Below are 22,568 nucleotides of genomic sequence, written 5' to 3'. Positions count from 1 at the left end.
AATTGTTACTATAATATTAGGAAAGAAGGGTATAAAGATGCAGTGTAAGTCTTGTGGAACAGAGCTTCCTAAGAAGGCAAAGATTTGCCCTAAGTGTGGAGCACTTAATGGTAAGCCAGCTGGTAATACTAGATATTTAGCTATTATCGGTATGGTTATTATGTTAATAGGCGGATTACTTCCATTTGCAAAGTCTAACGAAACTCTTATGGATGGTTATACACCTAAGGCATATTCATTCGGCTTTATGAATATCAGCGTCATTGCAATGTGGTACATATTTATGTTAATACTTGTTGCTGGTATTTTATTAGTTGTTGCTAAGAAAGAAAAGTTATCTATTATTACATCTGTGGCAGCTACAGCTGTTGCATTTATTTCAATGTTTGCATTCCAGTTTACTAGTGCTGATGGAAAGACTAAGACTGGTGCGTTAAAGTATGTATACCATAACATTTCAGATTTATTATCTAATGGTTATAATGGTAATTCTTATTCAGTAGGTTCAGGTGTATATGTTATAATCATCGGCCTTATAGTTGCTATTGTTGGTGTGTTCTGGGATGTCGTTAAGATATTCAAGAAAGACCTCGGTGTTGATACAAAGTATTTATCTAACACATTAAATCAGAATATTGGGCAGAAGATGTTCTACTACAGAGGATTTTATCTTATGTTCCTGCCAGTATTAGTAATGGTATTATTATTCTTCTACTGGCCAATGTTAGGATGTCGTTACGCCTTTACTTCATATGTATTAGCTAACCCTTATTATATTGGTGTATTCCACTTCCAGACAATGTTAAAATTTGATACATTCTTCTGGGCAGCATTCAGAAATACACTTGTATTATCAATTGTTAAGTTAATACTTAATACAGGTGCCGCAGTTATTATCTCACTTCTTCTTAACGAGATTACTAATATGGCATTTAAGAAGACAGTACAGACAATTGTATACTTACCTCACTTTATGTCATGGGTAGTTGTTGCTGCTGTATTCAAAGTAATTCTTTCTGTTAACAGCACAGGTGTTGTTAATGGTGCTTTAATTAATATGGGACTTATCAATTCTCCAATTGATTTCCTTGGTAGCTCTAAGTATTGGACAGGTACATTCTTCGTAATGAATATCTGGAAGGATACAGGATGGGGAACTATTCTTTTCCTTGCTACATTATCAGGTATCAGCCCAGATCTTTATGAGGCTGCTCAGATTGATGGTGCTAACAGATTTAAGAGACTTATATATATAACTCTTCCTGCTTTAGCTAACACAATCATCACAGTATTTATTCTTAACCTTGCTAAGGTTATGAACCTTTTTGAATCAGTATTCGTTACACAGAGTGCTGGTACATATGATGTTTCTCAGGTATTACAGACATACATTTACAATAAGACATTCTCGGCTTCATTCTCTGATTATGGTTATACAACAGCCGTAGGTTTATTCAAGTCATTTGTAGGTATGATCCTCGTACTTGGTTGTAACTACGCAAGTAAAAAAGTCCGTGGACGTGGAATTGTATAGGAGGTTAGACGATGAGTGAAGAACAGTTAGTTTATAAAAAGAAAAAGAAAAAATTTAAGATCTTCCCAATAGTCAATGTAATCTTCTTTATATTGGTTTCATTGTTAATTCTTTTCCCTATGTGGAAGGTTATTGTAGATTCATTTGATGCTCATTCAGCAACAAGTTTTAGATGGTGGCCAAGTACATTCTCATTAGGTGGATATGGTGCGATTATTTCAAGAGCTTCTCTTTATCGTCCATTCCTTGTATCAGTTATCACAACATTAGCTGGTACATTTATGGGATTATTACTTGCTACACTCGGTGGTTATGTACTCATTCAGTGGGAAATGCCAGGAAGAAACTTCTTCGCATATATGTTATTATTCACAATGATTTTCGATGGTGGTATGGTTCCTAAGTACTTAGTTATGCAGAACTTACACTTACTTGATACATTGTGGGCAGTAATTTTACCAATGTCTATCAACGTATATAACCTTGTACTTATGAGAAACTTCTTTGAAGGTATTCCAGAATCATTGTTTGAGGCTGCTCAGATTGATGGTTGTTCACCAATGGGTATATTCTTTAAGATTGTGTTACCACTTTCTAAGGCTGCCCTTGCTTCAATCGGTCTTATGTTTGCCGTAACATTCTGGAATGATTATACTAACTTCAAGATTTATATCAGAACAGATAAGTTATACAACTTCCAGATTAAACTTCGTAACATGGTTATGGATAGTAATATTCCTAACGACGATTCAGTAGACCCTAACACAATCTCTAATGCGGCTACAATCGTTGCTATATTACCTTTCATGATTATCTACCCATTCTGCCAGCAGTACTTTGTACAGGGTGTTAATGTAGGTGCCGTTAAGGAGTAATATCAGGAATATAAGAATAGTTATTAATCAACTATTATCTGATTGTTGAGATTAATTATTATAATTATTAAAAAAGACGGAAATGCTAATATCATTTCCGTCTTTTTTTGTTGTATTGGCATTTTTTATGTAGAAATACATATATCTATATGTTAAAATTAGGACATACTTAGGAATTGTCTATATAAAACACGTTAAGGTGGTGGAGAATTGAGAAAGTTAGCAGATTCGATATATCTTGAAAATATTGCAGAAGTTAAGACTATACTTGAGAATGAGCCTAATCTTATAGATGAGAAGGATGAACATGGAGTACTTATGGCATTACTTGCCGCTAAGACGGGTAACCTTGAGCTTGTGAAGTATATAGTTGAATATTCAAGGGCAAGTATGAATATTCACGATGATAATAATAAGAATATGCTTCATTATGCGGCTATGTCAGGAAGCGTACCTACTTGCAGGTATCTGGTTGAGAGAGTTGGAATGTCACCTTTGTCTGGAGATATTAATTTACAGACACCTTTTGAGGTTGCTCATCAGAATCATTTTATAGAGTTAGAAGAATATTTTGAGAGTGTTGTTGGTCATAAGTTAAGTGAGATGTATCACAATCCAATAAGGACAGGTATGTATCCTGACCCATCAATTGTCAGGGTTGAAGATGATTATTATATGGTTAATTCTTCATTTATATTCTATCCTTGTATACCAGTATCGCATTCTAAAGACCTTATTCACTGGAAGATAATAGGTTATGCTATTACAGAACCAGAGTGGGCGGCTCTTGATGACCTTGAAGGAGGACGAGGTTACTGGGCTCCCGATATATCTTATTATAAGGGAAGATTTTATATAACAGCTACATACAGACTTAATGATACAGGTAATGTATACAGAAAGCAGATAGTTGTAAGTTCAGATAAGCCGGAAGGACCATACAGCAAGCCTGCCATTATAGATGAAGATGGTATTGACCCATCTATATTTAATGATGATGATGGAAGAAGATATATGCTCCTTAACAGGGGAGCAAGAATATTTGAGCTTAATGAGGATGCTACTAAACAGATATCCAAAGCAGAGCTTTTGTTCTATGGAGATAATAAGAGAGCACCGGAAGGACCTCATCTTTTAAAGAAGGATGGATATTATTATCTGTTTGAAGCAGAGGGTGGAACAGGACCGGGACACAGAATAACGGTATCCAGAAGCAGGGAGCTTAAAGGAATATATGAACCCTGCCCATACAATCCTATTATGAGACAGAACAACCCTGATGAGATAATACAGAGGTGTGGTCACGGAAAGCCGGTACAGACACAGAATGGTGACTGGTATATGGTGTATCTGTGTGGAAGAAAGATTGGCGATGGATACAGCATTTTAGGAAGAGAAACTGCTCTTGACCCTATAAGCTGGACTATGGACGGCTGGCCGATAGTCAATAACCTTAAAGGTCCTAGTGCATTACAGGTAAAGCCTGATCTGCCAGAGATGATATGGGAAGATGAGTCAGATGATGATTTTAATAATTCATATCTGAGTAATGAATGGTGGTTCCCAAGAGTGCCGGAGATGGACGGCATTAAGTTAAAAGACTCTCATATTCATATCAAGGGAAGCAGATATAACCTTGATACTATGAAAGCTAAGAATATACTTTTAAGAAGACAGAAACATTTCAGATTTAGTGCTGTATGCAAGCTTTGTATGCCAGAATTATATCCGGGTCAGAACTGCGGCATGACTTGCTATTATGATGAGAACACCTATATAAAATTCGGTGTATTTGCTACGTTAGAGGAAACACCAAGACTTATGCTTAATGTAGTGGAGAAGATTGGTGATGAGGTCATTACACACGAGGGTGTATGCGTTGATAACAGTAATAAAGACATATACCTTAAGATAGATACGAATAATCTAAGAAGGACATTTTCATATAGTTATAATGATAAAGACTATAATAAAGTTGTTACTCTGGATAATGTCTATTATCTGTGTGATGAAGGAATTCATAAGGGTAAGCGTTTTACAGGTGCAATGATTGGAATGTATGCTTACGCTGGAGATTATGGAAGCCAGTATACTGATAGCGAGGGAAGACACGGAACAGATGATTATTATGCGGCATTTGATTATTTCAGATATAAAGCATAAAATAATGAGCACCAAGGTGCTCATCTTAAAAGTTTCTTGCGAAACTTTATAAGTGTTGAAAAGTATCGTGAATTACGAAATAATGAGCACCAAGGTGCTCATCTTAAAAGTTTCTTGCGAAACTTTGTAAGCGTTGAAAGACATCGTGAATTACGAAATAATGAGCACCAAGGTGCTCATCTTAATATATAGTAAGGAGATTGCAATGATAATTAACAGAAATTCAGAATTGGAAAAGAATATGTATGCAAAGTTATCACAGGTTGATGAATTAATCAGCAGTAACGATGTGTACGCTCTTGGATTAAGACTTAACGCACTTTCTTCATTATGTAAGGCATTAAGAGAAGATAGTGCAGTTAAAGCATTAACAGAAGCACTTGATAAGGTTATAGAGAGTGGTATTATAGACAGCATCGATAAGAATAGCCTTAAGCATTTTATGATTGGTAATGCGTTCTATACAGCATCAGATTTTACAGGTGATGATAAATATAAGAATGAAGCTGTAAAGCTTGCGGCTGGTTTTAAGAATTTTGCAAGAAATGAAGCAGGTTATTTTAAAGATGCAGATGATAAGAAATGCTTATGTAAGGCATATTCATATGAACCATTTTATATGGCATATGAAACTAAGGACGGTGGAAAAGAGCAGTATAATGACGTTATCGGACAGTATAACGCTATGAATGATGAGCTTTTTGCAGACACTAAGTATTCATCAGATACAACAGCCAAGGTTAAGGTATTATCTGTATATGCAGCTTCACTTGTTGATACAATGGAAGTTATGGACCAGATGATATATGAAATCTACAGAAAGATGCAGGACTATTTCAAGGCATCAGTTAAGGCTGTTCTTGAAACAGGGAGAGATTATGATGACTTTGATGATTTTGATGAAGAGTCAGAGCTTATGTTTGCCTACGCTGTATTAAAGGGATGTAGAATGAAGGCACTTCACACAGAGAAATACGAAGGCATTGTGTTAGGCGTGTGTGATAAGGTAATGTCAGGTGAGATATTCACTGATGACGATACCGATAAGAATGTAGTAAGCAAGGCGGCATTAGTATACAGCGAGACAGTACGCAACAGAGAATATCAGGATTATGGCCGTGGCAAGGGAGGAGCATTATGGAGTTAGTATTAGTAACTAATACAAGCAGAAATGCAGTTGTAGAATTAACAGAAGCAGGAAAGTATTATTCCAAGAAAGAATATGACATATATGTTAATGGAGAATTGTTCACACATACAGACAAGCAGGTTACATCTTTATATGGCTTCAAGCCAGATACAGATTATGAGATAACAGCGGTATATGACGGTAAAGAATATGGTCCTGTCGAGCTTCATACAGATTATGAATTTGTAACACTTAATGTAAGGGATTTCGGTGCATATGGTGATGGTGTGCACGATGATACCAATGCAATCCAGTGTGCAATTATGGCTTCTAAGAAGAATTGCAGAGTATATGTTCCAGAAGGAACTTACAGAATATCAAGCATTTTCTTAAAAGATGACCTTACACTTGAGCTTGCCAAGGGTGCTACATTACTTGCATTCACAGACAGAGATAAGTTCCCTATATTACCAGGTCTTATTGAGTCATATGATGAGAAGTCAGAATACAATCTGGCTTCATGGGAAGGTAATCCGGTAGACTCTTTCTCGGCAATAATATGTGGTCTTAATGTTAAAAATATTGTTATAACAGGTGAGGGTACTATTGATGGTGGTACAACACACGATAACTGGTGGAAGAACTGCAAAGTGCGTAATATAGCGTGGAGACCTAACCTTTTCTTTATAAATCATTGTGAAAATGTTACTATGCAGGGCATAACAGTACAGAATTCACCTTGCTGGACTATTCACCCATATTTTAGTAACCACCTTAAATTTATAGATGTAAAGATTAAAGCACCAGCAGACTCACACAACACAGATGGTCTTGATCCAGAAAGCTGTGAGGACGTACTCGTACTTGGTACATATATTTCAGTTGGAGATGATTGTATTGCTATTAAATCAGGCAAAATCTATATGGCACAGAAATACAATGTTCCAACAACCAATATGATAGTAAGACAGTGCTGTATGAGAGATGGACACGGAGCTGTAACAGTAGGAAGCGAGATTGCCGCAGGTGTTATGGACGTGCATATCAAAGACTGCCTGTTTATGAACACAGACAGAGGCTTAAGAGTTAAGACAAGACGAGGAAGAGGAAAGCTTTCAGTTCTTGATGACATTTCTTTCGAGAATATAGATATGGATAATGTTATGACACCATTTGTAGTCAACAGCTTCTATTTCTGTGACCCGGATGGTAAGACAGAGTATGTTGGTTCTAAGAAGCCGCTTCCTGTAGATGATAGAACACCTTCAATTAAGAAGTTCACATTTAAGAATATCAATGCTAAGAACTGCCACGTTGCAGGTACTTATATATGCGGACTTCCAGAAAGCAAAATAGAAGAACTTACATTTGAGAATATTAATATTACATACGCAGATAATGCCAAGTCAGGTGTTGCAGCTATGATGTTAGGCTGTGATGAAGCAAGCAGACAAGGTATGATTGTAAGTAATATCAACACACTTATTCTTGATAATGTTAAGGTTACAGGCTGTGACGGTGAAGAAATTGTCGCAGAAAATGTAGATAATATAATTAAGAAATAATAAGATGTCAGAGTCAAAAGTTCAGAAAGTCGTTAATACCTGCGTAATAGGATTTGGAACTTATGACTTTATCATCATATGATTACAACTATAAATAGGGGAATGTGCCGCGGCACATTCCTTTTTATAACGATGAAAGCGGGGTGAGTATATTGAATTTAAGAGCACCAAAGGGAATAGATGTCGAGAGCTGGTTTATAGAATGTTATAAAAAGCATAAAGGTCACCCTATGCAGATATTGTTAGGTCTTTATAAAGGCAACTATCATAAGTTCTTTCTTGCTGTTATATTCTTCTTTATAAAGCATGCACCTGTATGGGTACTGCCTATTGTCACAGCGAATATTATTAATGATATAACGAGTGGTTCGCCAGAAACTTATCAGAACATAATTATACAGGCGATGATTATGATTGTTCTTGTAGCACTTAATATTCCTATGAATTATATGTATACAAGATACAAATCATTAGCAACAAGATATGCAGAGACAGGCTTAAGAAGGGCACTTGTAAGAAAGCTGCAGCAGTTATCTATATCTTATCATAAGGAAACGCAGTCAGGACGTCTGCAATCCAAGATTATGCGAGATGTCGAAGCGGTGGAAACACTGTCAACGCAGATGTTTCTTAGCATACTTAATATAGCACTTAATATAGCTATAGCACTTATAGTAACCATTAATAAGAGCCTTGTAGTATTCATATTCTTTCTGCTCACAACACCAATTGCCGCTGCGACAATGGTATTTTTCAGGAATGTAATGAAGAAGCGTAATAATGAATTCAGAAAAGAGATGGAAGAAACTTCTGCAAGGGTAATGGAGATGGTTGAGCTTATTCCTGTCACGAGGGCACATGCACTTGAGGAGGAAGAAGTTCAGAAAATGAGTGGACAATTATTTGCTGTTGCAGAAAAAGGCTACAGACTTGATGTAATACAATCATTATTTGGTTCAGTAGGCTGGGCGATATTCCAGATATTTCAGGTAGTATGTCTTGGATTCACAGGCTTTCTTGCAATTAAAGGAACTGTAATGCCGGGAGATATAACACTTTACCAGAGCTATTTTGCTACAATCGTAAGTCAGGTATCATCACTTATGTCTCTTATTCCTACAATAGCCAAAGGTATTGAATCGGTTAATTCAATAGGTGAAGTATTATTAGAAGATGACATAGAACAGAATGAAGGTAAGGAAATAATTAAGGACATATATGGTGAGTTCGATTTTAAAGATGTAACATTCAGATATAATAATATCGACAGGCCAGTTCTGCATAACCTTAATCTTCATGTGGATAAAGGCGAAACAATTGCACTGGTTGGTGAATCCGGAGCTGGTAAATCGACAATTCTTAACCTAGTAATAGGTTTTAATCAGGTTAACAGAGGAGAAGTGCTTATAGACGGACACAATATGAAGGATATTGACCTTCGCTCATATAGAAAGCATCTTGCGGTTGTTCCACAGACATCAATATTATTTTCAGGGACAATAAGGGATAATATTACATATGGTGTTGATAACGTTGATGAGGCAACGCTTGATGAAATAGTTAAAGCCGCTAATCTTACAGATTTAATCAATTCACTTCCAGACGGACTTGATACGATGGTAGGAGAGCACGGTGGAAAGCTTTCAGGAGGTCAGCGGCAGCGTATATCAATAGCAAGAGCACTTATACGAAATCCTAAGGTTATAGTGTTAGATGAGGCCACATCAGCCTTAGACAGTATATCAGAAAAACTTATACAGGAGGCTCTCAATAACCTTACCAAAGATAGAACAACCTTTATAGTAGCCCACCGTCTTTCAACAATAAAAGACGCTGACAAAATAGCCGTAATAGCTGATGGCCACTGTGTAGAATATGGAACATACGATGAATTAATGAACCTCAAGGGTGAGTTCTATCAGATGAAGAAGATACAGTCATAATGTCTGTCCAACCCGAAAGCACAGAGGGGGTCTGCCTGCATTTTTAACGAAGTCACAGCATAAATTATCAGCCAATATGTAAAAAGAAACCTGATGCCATTTATTAGCACCAGGTTTCTTTTATATGTGATATTCAAAGTCCTTAACTTGACGAAGAACATATATTATATCAACTTATCTTATTAGTTATTAATCCAGATTCTTAATGTTGAGATTAACTTTTCCTTAGTCTCAGAATCTAATTTAGATACTAACTGCATAATTTCATTATCAAGAGCTGTGCTCTGGTAGTTCTTATCAACACTTCCTGCAAGGTAGTCAAGAGAAACGCCTGTAAGCTCTGCATAGTATGAAAGCATTCTTAATGTCATAAGATTACGTCCATTTTCTACATTACTGATATAACCTGGAGTTACATCAAGTGCCTTAGCAACGTCTTCCTGTGTTAAACCCTGTGAAATTCTTAATTTTTTAACTTTTGCTCCTAAATCGCTATCCATAGTAGACCTCCATTGATAATTATAAATTGTTAATTGGTTGTTATATATTAATAAGAAGAATTATGATTAAATGTAATTACTTCTTATTAGCTCTGTATCTTGCTGTAGAATCAAGAATCTTTTTACGGATTCTAAGATGAGTTGGTGTTACTTCAAGAAGCTCATCTGTGTCAATATAATCAAGAGCCTGTTCAAGACTTAATATCTTAGGTGGTACAAGTCTTAAAGCTTCATCAGCACTTGAAGAACGAGTGTTAGTAAGGTGCTTTGTCTTGCAGACATTAACTTCAATATCCTCAGTTCTTGGGTTCTCACCGATAATCATACCAGCATATACCTTTTCGCCAGGTCCGATGAAAAGAGTACCTCTGTCCTGTGCATTGAAAAGACCATAAGTAACAGCTTCACCATCTTCGTAAGCTATAAGTGAGCCAGTCTTTCTGTAAGATATATCACCCTTGTATTCTTCATAACCTTCAAATGAAGTGTTAATAATACCATTACCCTTAGTGTCAGTAAGGAATTCACCTCTGTAGCCGATAAGACCACGGGATGGAATAGAGAACTGTAATCTTGTGTAACCACCATTAATAGGTGTCATTCCAAGGAGTTCTCCCTTTCTCTGGCTGAGCTTCTGGATTACAGAACCAGAGAATTCTTCTGGAACATCAATATATGCAAGCTCCATAGGTTCAAGCTTCTTGCCACGTTCATCAGTGTGGTAGAGAACTTCAGCCTTACTTACAGCAAATTCATAGCCTTCACGTCTCATATTCTCAATAAGAACAGATAAATGAAGTTCACCACGTCCTGATACCTTAAATGAGTTCTCAGAACCAGGATTTTCTTCTACTCTTAAACTTACATCAGTATTAAGTTCCTTGAAAAGTCTGTCGCGGATATGTCTTGAAGTTACGAACTTACCCTCTTTACCAGCGAGTGGGCTGTCATTAACCATAAAGTCCATAGAAAGAGTAGGCTCTGAAATCTTCTGGAATGGGATAGCAACAGGGTTCTCTACAGAACAGAGTGTATCACCAATCTTAAGGTCGGCAATACCAGATACGGCAACGATATCACCGAAGCCTGCCTCATTAACTTCTACCTTATTAAGTCCGTTGAATGTGTAAAGCTTAGTTACACGTACTCTCTTTCTTAAAGATGGGTCGTGGTGGTTAACAATAGCTACTTCCTGATTAACCTTAATCTTACCATTCTCGATCTTACCTACACCGATACGTCCAACGAATTCATTATAATCAATAGTAGATATAAGCATCTGTGTATCAGCATCAGGATCACCCTCTGGTGCTGGTATATTATTAACTATGCAGTCAAATAAAGGCTGCATATCCTTTCTTTCGTCATCAAGGTCAGCCATAGCATAACCAGACTTAGCTGATGCGAATATGAATGGACAATCAAGCTGTTCATCGCTTGCATCAAGGTCGATGAATAATTCAAGAATTTCATCGATAACTTCATTAGGTCTGGCTTCTGGACGATCAATCTTATTAATACATACGATAACTGCAAGATTAAGATCAAGTGCCTTCTGAAGAACGAACTTAGTCTGAGGCATAACGCCTTCAAAAGCATCAACGACAAGAACAACACCATTAACCATCTTTAAAACTCGCTCAACTTCTCCACCGAAATCAGCATGTCCTGGAGTATCAATAATATTAATCTTAGTATCTTTATAGTGAATGGCAGTATTCTTTGAAAGTATAGTAATACCTCTTTCACGTTCTATATCGTTAGAATCCATTACACGTTCAGCAACTTCCTGATTAGCACGGAAAGTACCACTCTGTTTCAAAAGTTCATCTACAAGAGTTGTCTTACCATGGTCAACGTGGGCGATAATAGCGATATTACGAATATCTTCGCGTTTAGTTTTCATTATGTTTTCCTTTCATATATAAGTCAAAATGTTCAATCACTGTTACATATTTACCAGCAATATATATTATACATTGAATGGTTATGGTTAGCAACTTTTATATTCTATCACAAAGCTATCAAAATACAATAGTATATATGGTAAAAATATTAAAAAATATCAAATATATTTTATAGCAGATTGCACATATATATACATATTAATATTTAATAATTGCGATTATGCTAGTAAGACTATAACATATATTTTAATAGAAGTATACCGGTATACCACTATGTTCGTAAAAAAATACAATTTGTGTAAATACAGTAAAACAGAGTATTTTTATAATGTTTTCAAAAATATTATAATTTGTACACAACTTTTTCAAAATATTTTTGTAATATTACAGCAAGTTAGAACATATACATATTGAGAACAATAAATAAAGCACAGGACCGAGGCATAATAATATCGGTCAAAGAAGGGAGAAATACTTATGCTTGATAAGGTAATTGAAAACAACAGGGTGTGTATCATCGGAGAAGTGGTATCAGAATTTACATTTAGCCACGAGGTATTTGGAGAGGGCTTTTATATTGCAAATGTATCTGTCAACCGTCTCAGTGATATGGTGGATATAATTCCACTTATGATAAGTGAAAGACTTATTGATGTAACTAAAGACTACAGGGGAATGAAGATAGAGGTATCTGGACAGTTCCGTTCTTATAACAGACACGAAGGTGTTAAGAATAAGCTCGTTCTTTCAATATTTGTAAGAGAATTACGCTTTATAGAAGATGAAGATATTCCAGAGGAGCAGTCAAAGTCTAATCAGATATTCCTTGATGGCTATGTATGTAAGCCACCTATATATAGAAAGACTCCATTAGGAAGAGAGATAGCTGATATTCTTGTAGCTGTCAACAGACCATATGGCAAGTCTGATTACATACCATGTATTGCGTGGGGAAGAAATGCAAGATTTGCAGGCGGACTTGAAGTAGGAAGCCACCTTCAGATATGTGGAAGAGTACAGTCAAGAGAATACACCAAAAAGGTTGATGAGGAGTCAGTTGAGAAGAGAGTAGCCTATGAGGTTTCTGTCAGCAAGATTGATTTAGTTGAAGAAGAATAAAATATTGCGTAGTCACGAATAGTTTATGGCTATTTACACCTGACATCATATAAATAAGAATGTGTTGATATTGACAATGAACTACGCAAGTGATATAGTCAAATTAACTTTTAATTCTACAAAGTAGAGGTCGCACGATTCAAGAGTAACTGTACGGATGTCCCCAAGCATATGATGTGCAGCGAAAGGGGAAAGTGCCGAAGCATATAATTCAGGGAAGTTATATGCTGGGCATAAGGTTAATAATCTTATGACTGTCATTATGGGCATTGATGCCTTATGATGGAGGGCTACGCGAAGATTTATATAATGATATTTGTATAATGAATTCTTACTTAGGCCGGTCTGTCATTAGATCGGTCTGTTTTATTGTAAAAGAGTTATTTAAACGTTGTACTCTATTAGACAATACAGGAATAGAATTGAAATAATTAATATTAATACAACGGATAAGCGTTGGAATGGAGGAGTTATGTCAATATTTACAGGTGCAGGTGTCGCTATTGTCACACCAATGAAAGCCAATGGAGAAATCAACTATGATAAGCTTGCAGAGCTTCTTGATTATCAGATTAATAATTCAACAGATGCGATTGTTATCTGTGGAACAACTGGTGAGTCTGCAACTATGACAGAAAAAGAGCATATTGAAGCTATAAGATTTACTGCTGATTATGTTAAAAAGAGAGTTCCTGTTGTTGCAGGAACAGGTTCTAACTGTACTAAGACAGCTGTTGAACTTTCAAAGGAAGCACAGGCGGCAGGCGTTGACGGATGTCTTGTTGTAACACCTTACTATAATAAGGCTACACAGAAGGGACTTATAGAGCATTACACAGCAGTTGCCAGATCAATTGACCTTCCAATTATTATGTATAATGTACCAAGCAGAACAGGCTGCAACATTCAGCCAGAGACAGCAGTAAAGCTTGCCAGGGAAGTAGATAATATCGTAGCCATTAAGGCTGCAACAGGCAATCTTTCACAGGAATCTAAGACAATGATGTTAGCAGAAGGCTGTCTTGATATGTATTCAGGTGAAGACGGACTTATCGTACCGCTTATGTCTATTGGTGCTAAGGGTGTTATATCTGTATTATCAAATGTTGCACCAAAGCAGACACACGACATATGTGCTGAGTTCTTTGCCGGTAATATTGAAAAGAGCCGTCAGTTACAGTTTGAGGCACTTGAGCTTGTAGATGCTTTATTCAGTGAGGTTAATCCTATTCCAGTTAAGACAGCTCTTAATCTTATGGGTATGGAAGTAGGACCACTCAGAATGCCTCTTTGCGAAATGGAAGAAGCTAACCTTAATAAGTTAAAGACAGCACTTAAGAATTACGGACTTATAAAGTAGTGTAAGAATCTATAATTTGACAGATAAAAGAAGTGTGCGAACATAAACATTGAAATAATAAAGAAAATAATGTATGGAGGCTATGATAATGACAAGAATTATTATGCATGGCTGTAATGGACATATGGGAAGAGTTATTACAGACCTTGTAAGCAAAGATGATGAATGTAAGATAGTAGCAGGAATTGATCCATTTGACGATGGACATAATGATTATCCTGTATTTGCATCAGTTAATGACTGTGATGTAGAAGCAGATGTTATAATAGACTTTGCAGCAGCAAAGGCAGAGGATGCACTTCTTGATTATTGTGAAAAGAAGCAGATTCCGGTTGTAGTATGTACAACAGGACTTACAGATGAGCAGATTGAACACGTAAGAAAGACAGCCTGCAAAGTTGCAGTGCTTAAGTCTGCTAATATGTCACTTGGCATTAATATGCTTATGAAGCTTTTACAGGATGCAACTAAGATTCTTGCACCAGCAGGCTTCGATGTTGAGATAGTAGAAAGACATCATAACAAGAAGGTAGATGCTCCAAGTGGAACAGCACTTGCATTAGCAGATTCAATCAAGGAAGTTCTTGGTGATGATTATTACTATAAATATGACAGAAGTCAGGAAAGAGTAAAGAGAGATCCTAAAGAAATCGGTATCAGCGCAGTGCGTGGTGGAACAATAGTAGGAGTACATGATGTAATATTCGCTGGTGAAGATGAAGTTATTGAATTCACACACACAGCATATTCTAAGTCAGTATTTGCAAAGGGTGCTATAGAAGCAGCTAAGTTCCTTGCAGGTAAGAGTGCAGGAATGTATGATATGTCTGATGTTATAGCAGCAAGATAATAAATGGGATAGCACGAAGAGAACAGATTAAATTATTAAAGGTGTGGATAATGTAACAACCGCAGTATTCAGGGTTAAAGCCTGAATTGTTAGTTACATTATCCACACCTTTTGCTTGTAGGACTTATTTTACGTTATAATACTTTAGTTCTTCCCTTACAACAAATCCGCTTGACTTATAAAGCCTGACAGCGGGCATATTACTGCCTGAAACGTGAAGTATAAGAGGAATTATAGTATTATCGTGGCTGTTGTTTAAGCTGTCATTTTTCCAATCCTGAATAAGCTCTGTTAATAATAATCTGGCATAGCCACATCTGCGCATATCAGGGTCAGTCCATACATCGTGTATACATATATGTGTGTTAAAATGTTCAAATGATATTGATGATATAAGCTCATCAGAGGCACTTGATAAAAGCTGATATTCATCATCATATTTTAATAACTCAATAGTGTCCGGAAGGACAGTGGAAAAGTTATTAGTTATATGTTTAATTGAAAGTTCCATAAGATATTCGCTGCAGGCATATGCTATATTGATATTGCCGGAAATATTACAAGCAGGATTATGCTTGTGGCTGATAATGCTGTTCGCGGTTTTATCGTCAATGGCGGTGATGTATTTTATGTTGCTGTCTGATATTAAAGCATTAACGGTGCACATAAGTGCATAAAACATTGCTGTGAAAATGTGCTGCTGCCTGTAGTCAGGGGCAGTCATAGCGGTAAATTCAATTACCATATCATCATATATACTCGGTTTAATAGTATCTGAATTATTGTGAGTGTCTATGTCATCGGAGTCATCAGTGTTGCAGTTAATAATAGGGTTTAAACACGAAATAAACCCGACAAGGCAGTGGGTATCCTTTGTAAAAGCCGCAAGTTGTATTAAGTCTTCAGCCTCAGGTTCATCACAGAATGGTTCATAATTGCATAATTCGGAAAGCTTTAAAACATCATCATAAGAGAAGACATTTTCTATAATAATATCTGTATTGGCGAATGAAGTAGTATTGGCGAATGAAGTAGTATTGGCGTGTGCGTTCATATATTAAATCCCCCTGATTTAAGTAAAATTGGTAATCTGTTGCAAATTTTATGTAAAAATCATTGTAGCAAACTAAAAGATAATGTACAATAAGAGTTGATAATCATTTTTATACTACGGGTAGATAGAGAGTAATTGCTATATATATTAGTGATGATTGGTAGCAATTACAGTAAATAATAGGAAGGTCATATTATGAGTAAAGTAGCAATATTAACAGACAGCAATAGCGGTATTACACAGGCACAGTCTAAGGATATGGGTGTTACAGTTATACCTATGCCTTTTTTTATTGATGGAGTGGAATACCTTGAAGATATTAATCTTACACAGGAAGAATTCTATGAAAAGCTTAAAAATGATGCAGATATATCTACATCACAGCCATCAATAGGAACATTACAGGACTATTTTGATGAATTGTTAAAGGACAATGATGAGGTTGTATTTATACCTATGTCAAGCGGTCTTAGTGGTACCTGCCAGACAGCAACTATGGTTGCAGGTGATTATGATGGAAAGGTGCAGGTTGTTAATAACCAGCGTATATCAGTTACTATGCGCCAGTCAGTTATGGATGCAAAGGCTCTGGCAGATAAGGGTAAGAATGCCGAGGAGATTAAGGATATACTTGAAGCTCACAAAATGGACTCAAGCATATATATAACTCTTGAAACACTTAAGTATCTTAAGAAGGGTGGAAGAATAACACCTGCGGCGGCAGCTATTGGAACTATGTTAAAGCTCAATCCTGTATTACAGATACAGGGTGAGAAGCTTGATGCATTTGCCAAGGCAAGAGGAAAGTCATCAGCCAAGAAGATTATGCTTAAGGCTATGAAGGATGACTGTGATAACAGATTTAAAGATTATGCACAACAAGGAAAGCTTCATATGGAAGTTGCATATACTGGTAATGAAGAAGAAGCCAGGGAATGGGCTGAGGCTGTAAAAGAAGCATTTCCTCAGTATGATTTCCATATGGATCCATTGTCACTCAGTGTTGCGTGCCATATAGGATATGGTTCATTGGCAATAGCAGTGTCAGCTTATGTACCGGAGGCAGAATAATGGCAGCACCTTTAAGAAGTGAGATTGATAATGAGTTCAAATGGGCAGTTAATGACATCTACTCATCAGATAATGCGTGGGAAGAAGATTACCAGAAGCTTATTAAACAGGCAGGCGAGCCTTGTGAATATCAGTTTGTTTTAACTGAGTCGGCTGATAATCTTTATAATGTATTAAAGGAATTGAATGATACTGATTATCTTGTTGAGAGATTATATGTATACGCATATATGAGATATTATGAGGATACAGCTAATTCGGTGTATCAGGATATGTCAGGCAGGGCACAGACGGCAGCAGCTAAATGTGCTGAGAAGTACGCATTTGTTGAGCCTGCAATATTAAGTATGGATGAAAATGTTCTCTATGAATATTTAAAAGATGACAGGCTTAAGTTGTATAAGCATATGATTGACGATATGTTAAGCCAGAAAGAACATTCGCTGTCTGAGAAGGAAGAAGTTCTTCTTGCAAAAGCATCGCAGGTAATGTCTGTTCCTAATGAGATATTTTCTAAGTTTAACAATGCAGATGTCCATTTTGGCAGTATAATTGATGAATCTGGGAATAAGGTTGAGCTGACTAATGGAACATATGTAAAATATATGCAGAGCCAGCAAAGAAGTGTAAGAAAAGAAGCCTTTGAGTGTCTTTATAAGGAATATAAGCAGTACATCAATACGCTTGCAGCCTGCTTTTATGGCAACGTAAAACAGGCAGTATTTAAGGCTGAAGCAAGAAAATATGAATCAACATTACATATGTATCTGTCTGATTCATTTATTCCTGTAGATGTATACAAGAATCTCATTAATACTGTAGATGACAATCTTAATCTTATGCACAGGTATGTTGATATAAGAAAGAAAGCTTTAGGGGTTGATGAGCTTCATTTTTATGATATATATGCTCCGATGGTAGCGGACTATGAGTGGAAGGTTACCTATGATGAAGCCAGACAGATGGTTCTTGAAGCTTTAGCACCTATGGGCGAAGAGTATGTTGCTAAGGTTAAAGAAGGCTTTGAAACAGGCTGGGTTGATGTATATGAGAATAAAGGAAAGAGAACGGGAGCATTCTCATGGGGAGCATATGGAACTCACCCTTATGTATTCCTTAATTTCTCAGGAACATTAGATGATGTGTTTACAATTATTCACGAGATGGGTCACGCAATGCACACATATTATTCTAATTCCAACCAGCCATATATATATGCCGGTTACAAGATATTCGTTGCAGAAGTTGCCTCAACCTGTAACGAAGCACTTCTTATGAATTATCTGTTGGAAAGCTGTAAGAATGATAAAGATAATAAGAGAAGAAAGTATCTTCTTAACCATTATTTTGAGCAGTTTAAGGGTACATTGTTCAGACAGACGATGTTTGCTGAATTCGAGATGACAGCCCATAAAATGGTCGAAGAAGGCAATGTCCTTACTGCTGATAACCTGTGTGATGTATACAGAAAGCTTAATGAAAAGTATTTTGGAAGTGAGTGTGTTATTGATGATGAGATAGCATACGAGTGGGCGAGAATACCACATTTTTATACTCCATTTTATGTATACCAGTATGCAACAGGATATTCTGCTGCTATTGCGATAGCGGCTGGAATATTAAAGGGAGATAAAGCTGTTAAAGAGGGCTATAAAAAGTTCCTTTCAGGCGGCAGCAGTCTTCACCCTATTGACCTGCTTAAGCTATGCCGAATAGATATGGAAAAACGTGAAGTTGTACAGTCTGCATTAAATGTATTTAATGGACTGCTTGATGAGTGGGATTAAGCTGTTAATGCGTTTTGTCATATAACCTATGTTTTGTTATATAACACTAAAATAGTAAATAGTAAAAGAACCCTGCCGGTATAGCGGGGTTCTTTTTTAGAGGTGTAAAATATGATAAACAATAATTTAAGTAGTTGTCTGTTAAATAAGGCTCTTGTAAAGCTCTGTTATCTCTTCAACACTTGTTTCTCTTGGATTACCAGGTCTGCATGCATCATCATAAGCTGACTGTGCAAGGAATGGAATATCTTCTTCCTTGACAATATCCTTTAAGTTAGCTGGGATACCTACGTCCTGTGATAACTTTCTTACAGCATCTACAGCAGCTTTTCTGTATTCTTCCTGTGTCATATCATCTGTGCCTTTGACACCCATAGCTTTGGCAATGTCACGATATTTCTCACCGGTTGCTGGAGCATTGTATTCCATAACTGTTGGAAGGATAATAGCGTTAGCAACACCGTGTGGTGTATCATAGAGGGCACCAAGTGGGTGAGCCATGGAATGGACAATACCAAGACCTACATTAGAGAAGCCCATACCTGCTATATACTGTCCAAGTGCCATACCTTCACGTCCCTCAGGTGTGTTCTCAACAGCACCTCTAAGGCTCTTAGAAATGATTTCAATAGCTTTAAGATGGAACATATCAGATAATTCCCAGGCACCAGCAGTTATGTAACCTTCAATAGCGTGTGTTAAAGCATCCATACCAGTTGCGGCTGTAAGCCCCTTAGGCATACTAGACATCATATCAGGGTCAACAACAGCTACGACAGGGATATCGTGTGGGTCAACGCATACCATTTTACGGTTCTTGCTTGTATCTGTGATAACGTAGTTGATAGTAACTTCTGCGGCTGTACCAGCAGTAGTTGGAACTGCAATAATAGGAACGGCAGGTTTCTTAGTAGGAGCAACACCTTCAAGGCTTATAACATCACTGAATTCAGGGTTGTTAATAATAATACCAATAGCCTTGGCTGTATCCATTGAAGAACCACCGCCGATTGCGATAAGATAATCTGTACCAGCATCTTTAAATGCCTGTACACCTGTCTTAACATTCTCTACTGTTGGATTAGGCTTGATGTCTGAATAAACCTCATAAGCCAGTCCGTTCTCGTCTAATACATCAAGAACTTTCTTAGTTACACCAAATTTGATAAGGTCAGGGTCAGAGCATACAAATGCTTTCTTAAATCCCCTTGAAATAGCCTCTGTAGCTATCTCCTTGATAGCTCCCTTTCCGTGGTAAGATGTACCGTTAAGAATAAATCTCTGTGCCATAATAATATTTACCTCCATTCACGTTGAATTTATGTTTATATTTTAACACTTTGTGAATAATATACAAGTAAAAAACTAAAAAATATTAAAATTAATGCAAAATGACGCAACAAATGTGTGAATATGTATACAAATGAGGGCACATAAACAGGGGATATATTAATAATATGTGTGTGAAAAGATATGTAAAATGGTATATTTTATTATTGAAATTATATTATTGAAATTATATTATTGAAAATACATTATCAGAACACTATAAAATATAGAAATGAAATTTGAAACAAAATTGAAAAGTAAATTTAAAAATAAAATTGAGGTATAGATATTATTAAATGAAAGGTATATCATATACACATTAAATACATAGGAATGGAGTAAAATGAGAAACAATAATTTAAAGAATATAATAAAAGTGATAAATACAGCGTTATTAGTAAGTACATTGACATTGAGCCTGACAGCGTGCGGAAGGACAGACGGTAAGTCTGATAATTCTAATAATGAAGCAGATACGGCAGTTGTTGCGGTAAATAATAGTGATACAGATAGTATGCAGAATGTAAATGCAGATGATCTGTCTGTTAATTCAGATGAGAACCAGAACACCAGCGAAGCCGATAACACATCTGCTGTAACGGATAACGAAAATAATGCAGATATTGAAGATGAAAATAACAGCGGTGATGAAAGTATAAGTAATGATAATTCGGATTATGATACGGATAATTATACAGAAAATGGTAACAATGTAGATGATAACAGCCAGCAGCCTGTATATAATGACACATTTTCTTATGTATCAGGTGGAGCAGAAGATGATGATACACAGGAAAATATTCAGGAAGCACAGCACAAGACAACTATATGTATAGATGCAGGACACGGTGGAAGTAATGAGGGAACGAAAGAAACATATGATGGTGTACTCATTAAAGAGAAAGATATTAATCTTGTAATAGCAAAAAAGCTTCAGTGGTATCTTGAACAGAATGATAATCTTAATGTCATTATGACACGTACTTCTGATACAGATGTGAGCATAGGGGGAAGAATAGACTATGCTAAAGGCAATAACGCCGATTATGTTATATCGGTTCATATTAACAGCAAAAGCCAGGATAATACTAATCCAAGAGGCTGTATGGTATTAATGAGCTGTAGCCGATATCAGCCATCTGATTCAAGATTTGCAAGCATATATGATAAAGAAAATATGCTTGCCAATGCAATTATCCGCAATCTTAACAATATAGGAATTCCAATAGCAGATGACTGGAACACAGAATACACTAATGGCATATTACAGCGTACCAACACAGTAAATGAACTCTACCCAGACGGTTCACCAGCAGATTATTATGGACTTATATACAACGGCACATATGCCGGAATACCAACAATTATAATAGAACACTCATTCCTAAGCAACGAGAACGACTACAGAACTCATTTCAGCACCGACTCCCAGCTAGATGCCCTGGCCCGTGCCGATGCACAAGGAATATTAGAGGTAGTGAACTAACTTTTGTTTTAGGACTTATTGATAATCCCTCCCGTACGTCACGTGAGACGGGTGTTAAGAGGTCCGGTGGACCTCTGCTCTGACACGACCGAAGAGTGCTTTAGCACTCTGAGAAATCGAACCCAAACTTCGAAGCAGTTGGGTTTCGAGAAGTGCCTCGCACTTCTCGGATAACAAAAAGGGGCTGTCGCTTTAACGATTGAAAATCGTTAAAGTACCAGCCTCTTTTTCCTATAAAAATACGATTTTTAAGTTACTATTTATTAAAATGAATGGGATGTGCCCCAAATTGGCGTACTTTAATAAACCTATACAGGTTTTAAAAATTTTTATTTTGATATTTCTAAATTCAGGCACTTTTTAAAGGAAATAAATATGTTCCTGTCTTCCCGTTCTGAATCTTATTATGAAGTTTATTTATGTTTCTTGCAATTGCTAAAAGAGTACTTTCAGCGAGTACATTCGCAGTCCCTTTGCTTAGGTATCTTCTGAACTGAATGTCCTGTTTTATGTCTCCAAATGAGTCTTCAGCCTGAATGCTCCGGTTCATCCGATACAATACCCCTTCATCAGATATGATTCGTTCCAAATCCTCTTTTCTGTGTTTTATAAATGTTTTTGCAACTTGTAATACCTTGGTTCTTTCTCCTAATGGCGTTTTGCAGTTATTATCTTTTATGCAGTCACTCTTGTAAGGGCAGTCGCTGCAATTCTCACATGTGTAGATAGTTTTTTCACTCACATATCCTGTTTTAGTTTTATTGTGTCTTATATGTGATACTGTAAGTTTCCTGTTATTCTTACATGTATAAAAATCGGATATTTTATCGTATTCCATGTTTTCTATCTTTCCAATATCATTCTTGTATTTCCTTGTTTTTGATATCTCATAATTA

17 protein-coding genes and 1 riboswitch are annotated in these 22,568 nt (G+C 36.5%); of the genes, 12 read left to right on the top strand and 5 right to left on the bottom strand.

Going from position 1 to position 22,568, the window contains the following annotated elements; all coding sequences use genetic code 11:
• Positions 1-37 precede the first annotated feature (37 nt).
• The 6 genes from BM157_RS09630 to BM157_RS09605 all read left to right on the top strand — a co-directional run bounded on the left by BM157_RS09630 (position 38) and on the right by BM157_RS09605 (position 9,209).
• Positions 38-1,534 carry an ABC transporter permease subunit gene (locus BM157_RS09630; protein ID WP_022501893.1) on the top strand — a complete coding sequence of 499 codons (1,497 nt, stop codon included), beginning with the start codon at positions 38-40 and terminating at the stop codon, positions 1,532-1,534.
• An 11-nt stretch (positions 1,535-1,545) separates the two neighbouring features.
• Positions 1,546-2,409, top strand: coding sequence for a carbohydrate ABC transporter permease (locus tag BM157_RS09625; RefSeq protein WP_022501892.1), 864 nt, complete (start codon positions 1,546-1,548; stop codon positions 2,407-2,409).
• Positions 2,410-2,619: 210 nt separating this feature from the next.
• Positions 2,620-4,572, top strand: coding sequence for a family 43 glycosylhydrolase (locus BM157_RS09620; RefSeq protein ID WP_090140892.1), 1,953 nt, complete (start codon positions 2,620-2,622; stop codon positions 4,570-4,572).
• Between the two features lie 205 nt (positions 4,573-4,777).
• Positions 4,778-5,719: a glycoside hydrolase family 88 protein gene (locus BM157_RS09615; protein ID WP_090140890.1), complete on the top strand. Its 942-nt coding sequence runs from the start codon at positions 4,778-4,780 to the stop codon at positions 5,717-5,719.
• The gene (locus tag BM157_RS09610) at positions 5,710-7,266 is read left to right on the top strand and encodes a glycoside hydrolase family 28 protein (protein ID WP_022501889.1); all 1,557 of its coding nucleotides are present in this window, start codon (positions 5,710-5,712) and stop codon (positions 7,264-7,266) included. Before BM157_RS09615 ends, BM157_RS09610 begins: the two co-directional genes overlap by 10 nt.
• Positions 7,267-7,418: 152 nt before the next feature.
• A complete protein-coding gene (locus tag BM157_RS09605) occupies positions 7,419-9,209 on the top strand; it encodes an ABC transporter ATP-binding protein (protein ID WP_090140887.1) in 1,791 nt (596 codons plus the stop codon).
• A gap of 182 nt (positions 9,210-9,391) precedes the next feature.
• On the opposite strand, the gene BM157_RS09600 is transcribed toward BM157_RS09605, so the two are convergent.
• On the bottom strand, positions 9,392-9,709 hold the full coding sequence (locus BM157_RS09600; protein ID WP_022501887.1) for a helix-turn-helix domain-containing protein: 318 nt from the start codon (positions 9,707-9,709) through the stop codon (positions 9,392-9,394).
• Between the two features lie 76 nt (positions 9,710-9,785).
• Positions 9,786-11,615, bottom strand: a complete 1,830-nt coding sequence (gene typA, locus BM157_RS09595) for a translational GTPase TypA (protein WP_022501886.1) — start codon at positions 11,613-11,615, stop codon at positions 9,786-9,788.
• Positions 11,616-12,093: 478 nt separating this feature from the next.
• Between typA and BM157_RS09590 the strand changes: the two genes are divergently transcribed.
• The 3 genes from BM157_RS09590 to dapB all read left to right on the top strand — a co-directional run bounded on the left by BM157_RS09590 (position 12,094) and on the right by dapB (position 14,945).
• Positions 12,094-12,735 carry a single-stranded DNA-binding protein gene (locus BM157_RS09590; protein WP_022501885.1) on the top strand — a complete coding sequence of 214 codons (642 nt, stop codon included), beginning with the start codon at positions 12,094-12,096 and terminating at the stop codon, positions 12,733-12,735.
• A gap of 116 nt (positions 12,736-12,851) precedes the next feature.
• Positions 12,852-13,036: riboswitch (Lysine riboswitch) on the top strand.
• A gap of 171 nt (positions 13,037-13,207) precedes the next feature.
• On the top strand, positions 13,208-14,095 hold the full coding sequence (dapA, locus tag BM157_RS09585) for a 4-hydroxy-tetrahydrodipicolinate synthase (protein WP_022501884.1): 888 nt from the start codon (positions 13,208-13,210) through the stop codon (positions 14,093-14,095).
• Positions 14,096-14,183: 88 nt separating this feature from the next.
• Positions 14,184-14,945: a 4-hydroxy-tetrahydrodipicolinate reductase gene (gene dapB / locus BM157_RS09580; RefSeq protein ID WP_022501883.1), complete on the top strand. Its 762-nt coding sequence runs from the start codon at positions 14,184-14,186 to the stop codon at positions 14,943-14,945.
• Between the two features lie 124 nt (positions 14,946-15,069).
• Here the strand turns inward: dapB and BM157_RS09575 are convergent, their stop codons facing one another.
• Positions 15,070-15,999, bottom strand: coding sequence for a GNAT family N-acetyltransferase (locus BM157_RS09575; RefSeq protein WP_055174039.1), 930 nt, complete (start codon positions 15,997-15,999; stop codon positions 15,070-15,072).
• A gap of 195 nt (positions 16,000-16,194) precedes the next feature.
• Here BM157_RS09575 and BM157_RS09570 point away from each other — a divergent pair, with 195 nt between their 5' ends.
• On the top strand, positions 16,195-17,070 hold the full coding sequence (locus tag BM157_RS09570; RefSeq protein ID WP_022501881.1) for a DegV family protein: 876 nt from the start codon (positions 16,195-16,197) through the stop codon (positions 17,068-17,070).
• A complete protein-coding gene (gene pepF, locus BM157_RS09565; protein ID WP_055174040.1) occupies positions 17,070-18,857 on the top strand; it encodes an oligoendopeptidase F in 1,788 nt (595 codons plus the stop codon). Before BM157_RS09570 ends, pepF begins: the two co-directional genes overlap by 1 nt.
• Before the next feature lie 141 nt (positions 18,858-18,998).
• On the opposite strand, the gene fucO is transcribed toward pepF, so the two are convergent.
• Positions 18,999-20,147, bottom strand: coding sequence for a lactaldehyde reductase (fucO, locus tag BM157_RS09560; protein ID WP_022501879.1), 1,149 nt, complete (start codon positions 20,145-20,147; stop codon positions 18,999-19,001).
• Positions 20,148-20,529: 382 nt separating this feature from the next.
• On the opposite strand from fucO, the gene BM157_RS09555 reads away from it, so the two are divergent.
• Positions 20,530-21,672, top strand: coding sequence for an N-acetylmuramoyl-L-alanine amidase family protein (locus BM157_RS09555; RefSeq protein WP_318255903.1), 1,143 nt, complete (start codon positions 20,530-20,532; stop codon positions 21,670-21,672).
• Positions 21,673-22,021: 349 nt separating this feature from the next.
• On the opposite strand, the gene BM157_RS09550 is transcribed toward BM157_RS09555, so the two are convergent.
• Positions 22,022-22,568: transposase (locus tag BM157_RS09550; protein ID WP_318255902.1), on the bottom strand; the 547-nt coding region annotated here is incomplete at its 5' end.

The organism is [Lactobacillus] rogosae (genome assembly GCA_900112995.1).
Classification (GTDB): Bacteria; Bacillota; Clostridia; order Lachnospirales; family Lachnospiraceae; genus Lachnospira; species Lachnospira rogosae.
The sequence above is the reverse complement of the archived record's forward strand: the minus strand, read 5'-3'. Positions and strand labels throughout refer to the sequence as shown.

What these genes read in the sequence shown, in the direction of transcription:
- BM157_RS09625 (WP_022501892.1), top strand. Translation starts at nt 1,546, where the DNA reads ATGAGTGAAGAACAGTTAGTTTATAAAAAGAAAAAGAAAAAATTTAAG.
- BM157_RS09570 (WP_022501881.1), top strand. Translation starts at nt 16,195, where the DNA reads ATGAGTAAAGTAGCAATATTAACAGACAGCAATAGCGGTATTACACAG.
- dapA (WP_022501884.1), top strand. Translation starts at nt 13,208, where the DNA reads ATGTCAATATTTACAGGTGCAGGTGTCGCTATTGTCACACCAATGAAA.
- BM157_RS09590 (WP_022501885.1), top strand. Translation starts at nt 12,094, where the DNA reads ATGCTTGATAAGGTAATTGAAAACAACAGGGTGTGTATCATCGGAGAA.
- dapB (WP_022501883.1), top strand. Translation starts at nt 14,184, where the DNA reads ATGACAAGAATTATTATGCATGGCTGTAATGGACATATGGGAAGAGTT.
- BM157_RS09615 (WP_090140890.1), top strand. Translation starts at nt 4,778, where the DNA reads ATGATAATTAACAGAAATTCAGAATTGGAAAAGAATATGTATGCAAAG.
- BM157_RS09600 (WP_022501887.1), bottom strand. Translation starts at nt 9,709, where the DNA reads ATGGATAGCGATTTAGGAGCAAAAGTTAAAAAATTAAGAATTTCACAG.
- BM157_RS09630 (WP_022501893.1), top strand. Translation starts at nt 38, where the DNA reads ATGCAGTGTAAGTCTTGTGGAACAGAGCTTCCTAAGAAGGCAAAGATT.
- typA (WP_022501886.1), bottom strand. Translation starts at nt 11,615, where the DNA reads ATGAAAACTAAACGCGAAGATATTCGTAATATCGCTATTATCGCCCAC.
- fucO (WP_022501879.1), bottom strand. Translation starts at nt 20,147, where the DNA reads ATGGCACAGAGATTTATTCTTAACGGTACATCTTACCACGGAAAGGGA.
- BM157_RS09610 (WP_022501889.1), top strand. Translation starts at nt 5,710, where the DNA reads ATGGAGTTAGTATTAGTAACTAATACAAGCAGAAATGCAGTTGTAGAA.
- BM157_RS09555 (WP_318255903.1), top strand. Translation starts at nt 20,530, where the DNA reads ATGAGAAACAATAATTTAAAGAATATAATAAAAGTGATAAATACAGCG.
- pepF (WP_055174040.1), top strand. Translation starts at nt 17,070, where the DNA reads ATGGCAGCACCTTTAAGAAGTGAGATTGATAATGAGTTCAAATGGGCA.
- BM157_RS09575 (WP_055174039.1), bottom strand. Translation starts at nt 15,999, where the DNA reads ATGAACGCACACGCCAATACTACTTCATTCGCCAATACTACTTCATTC.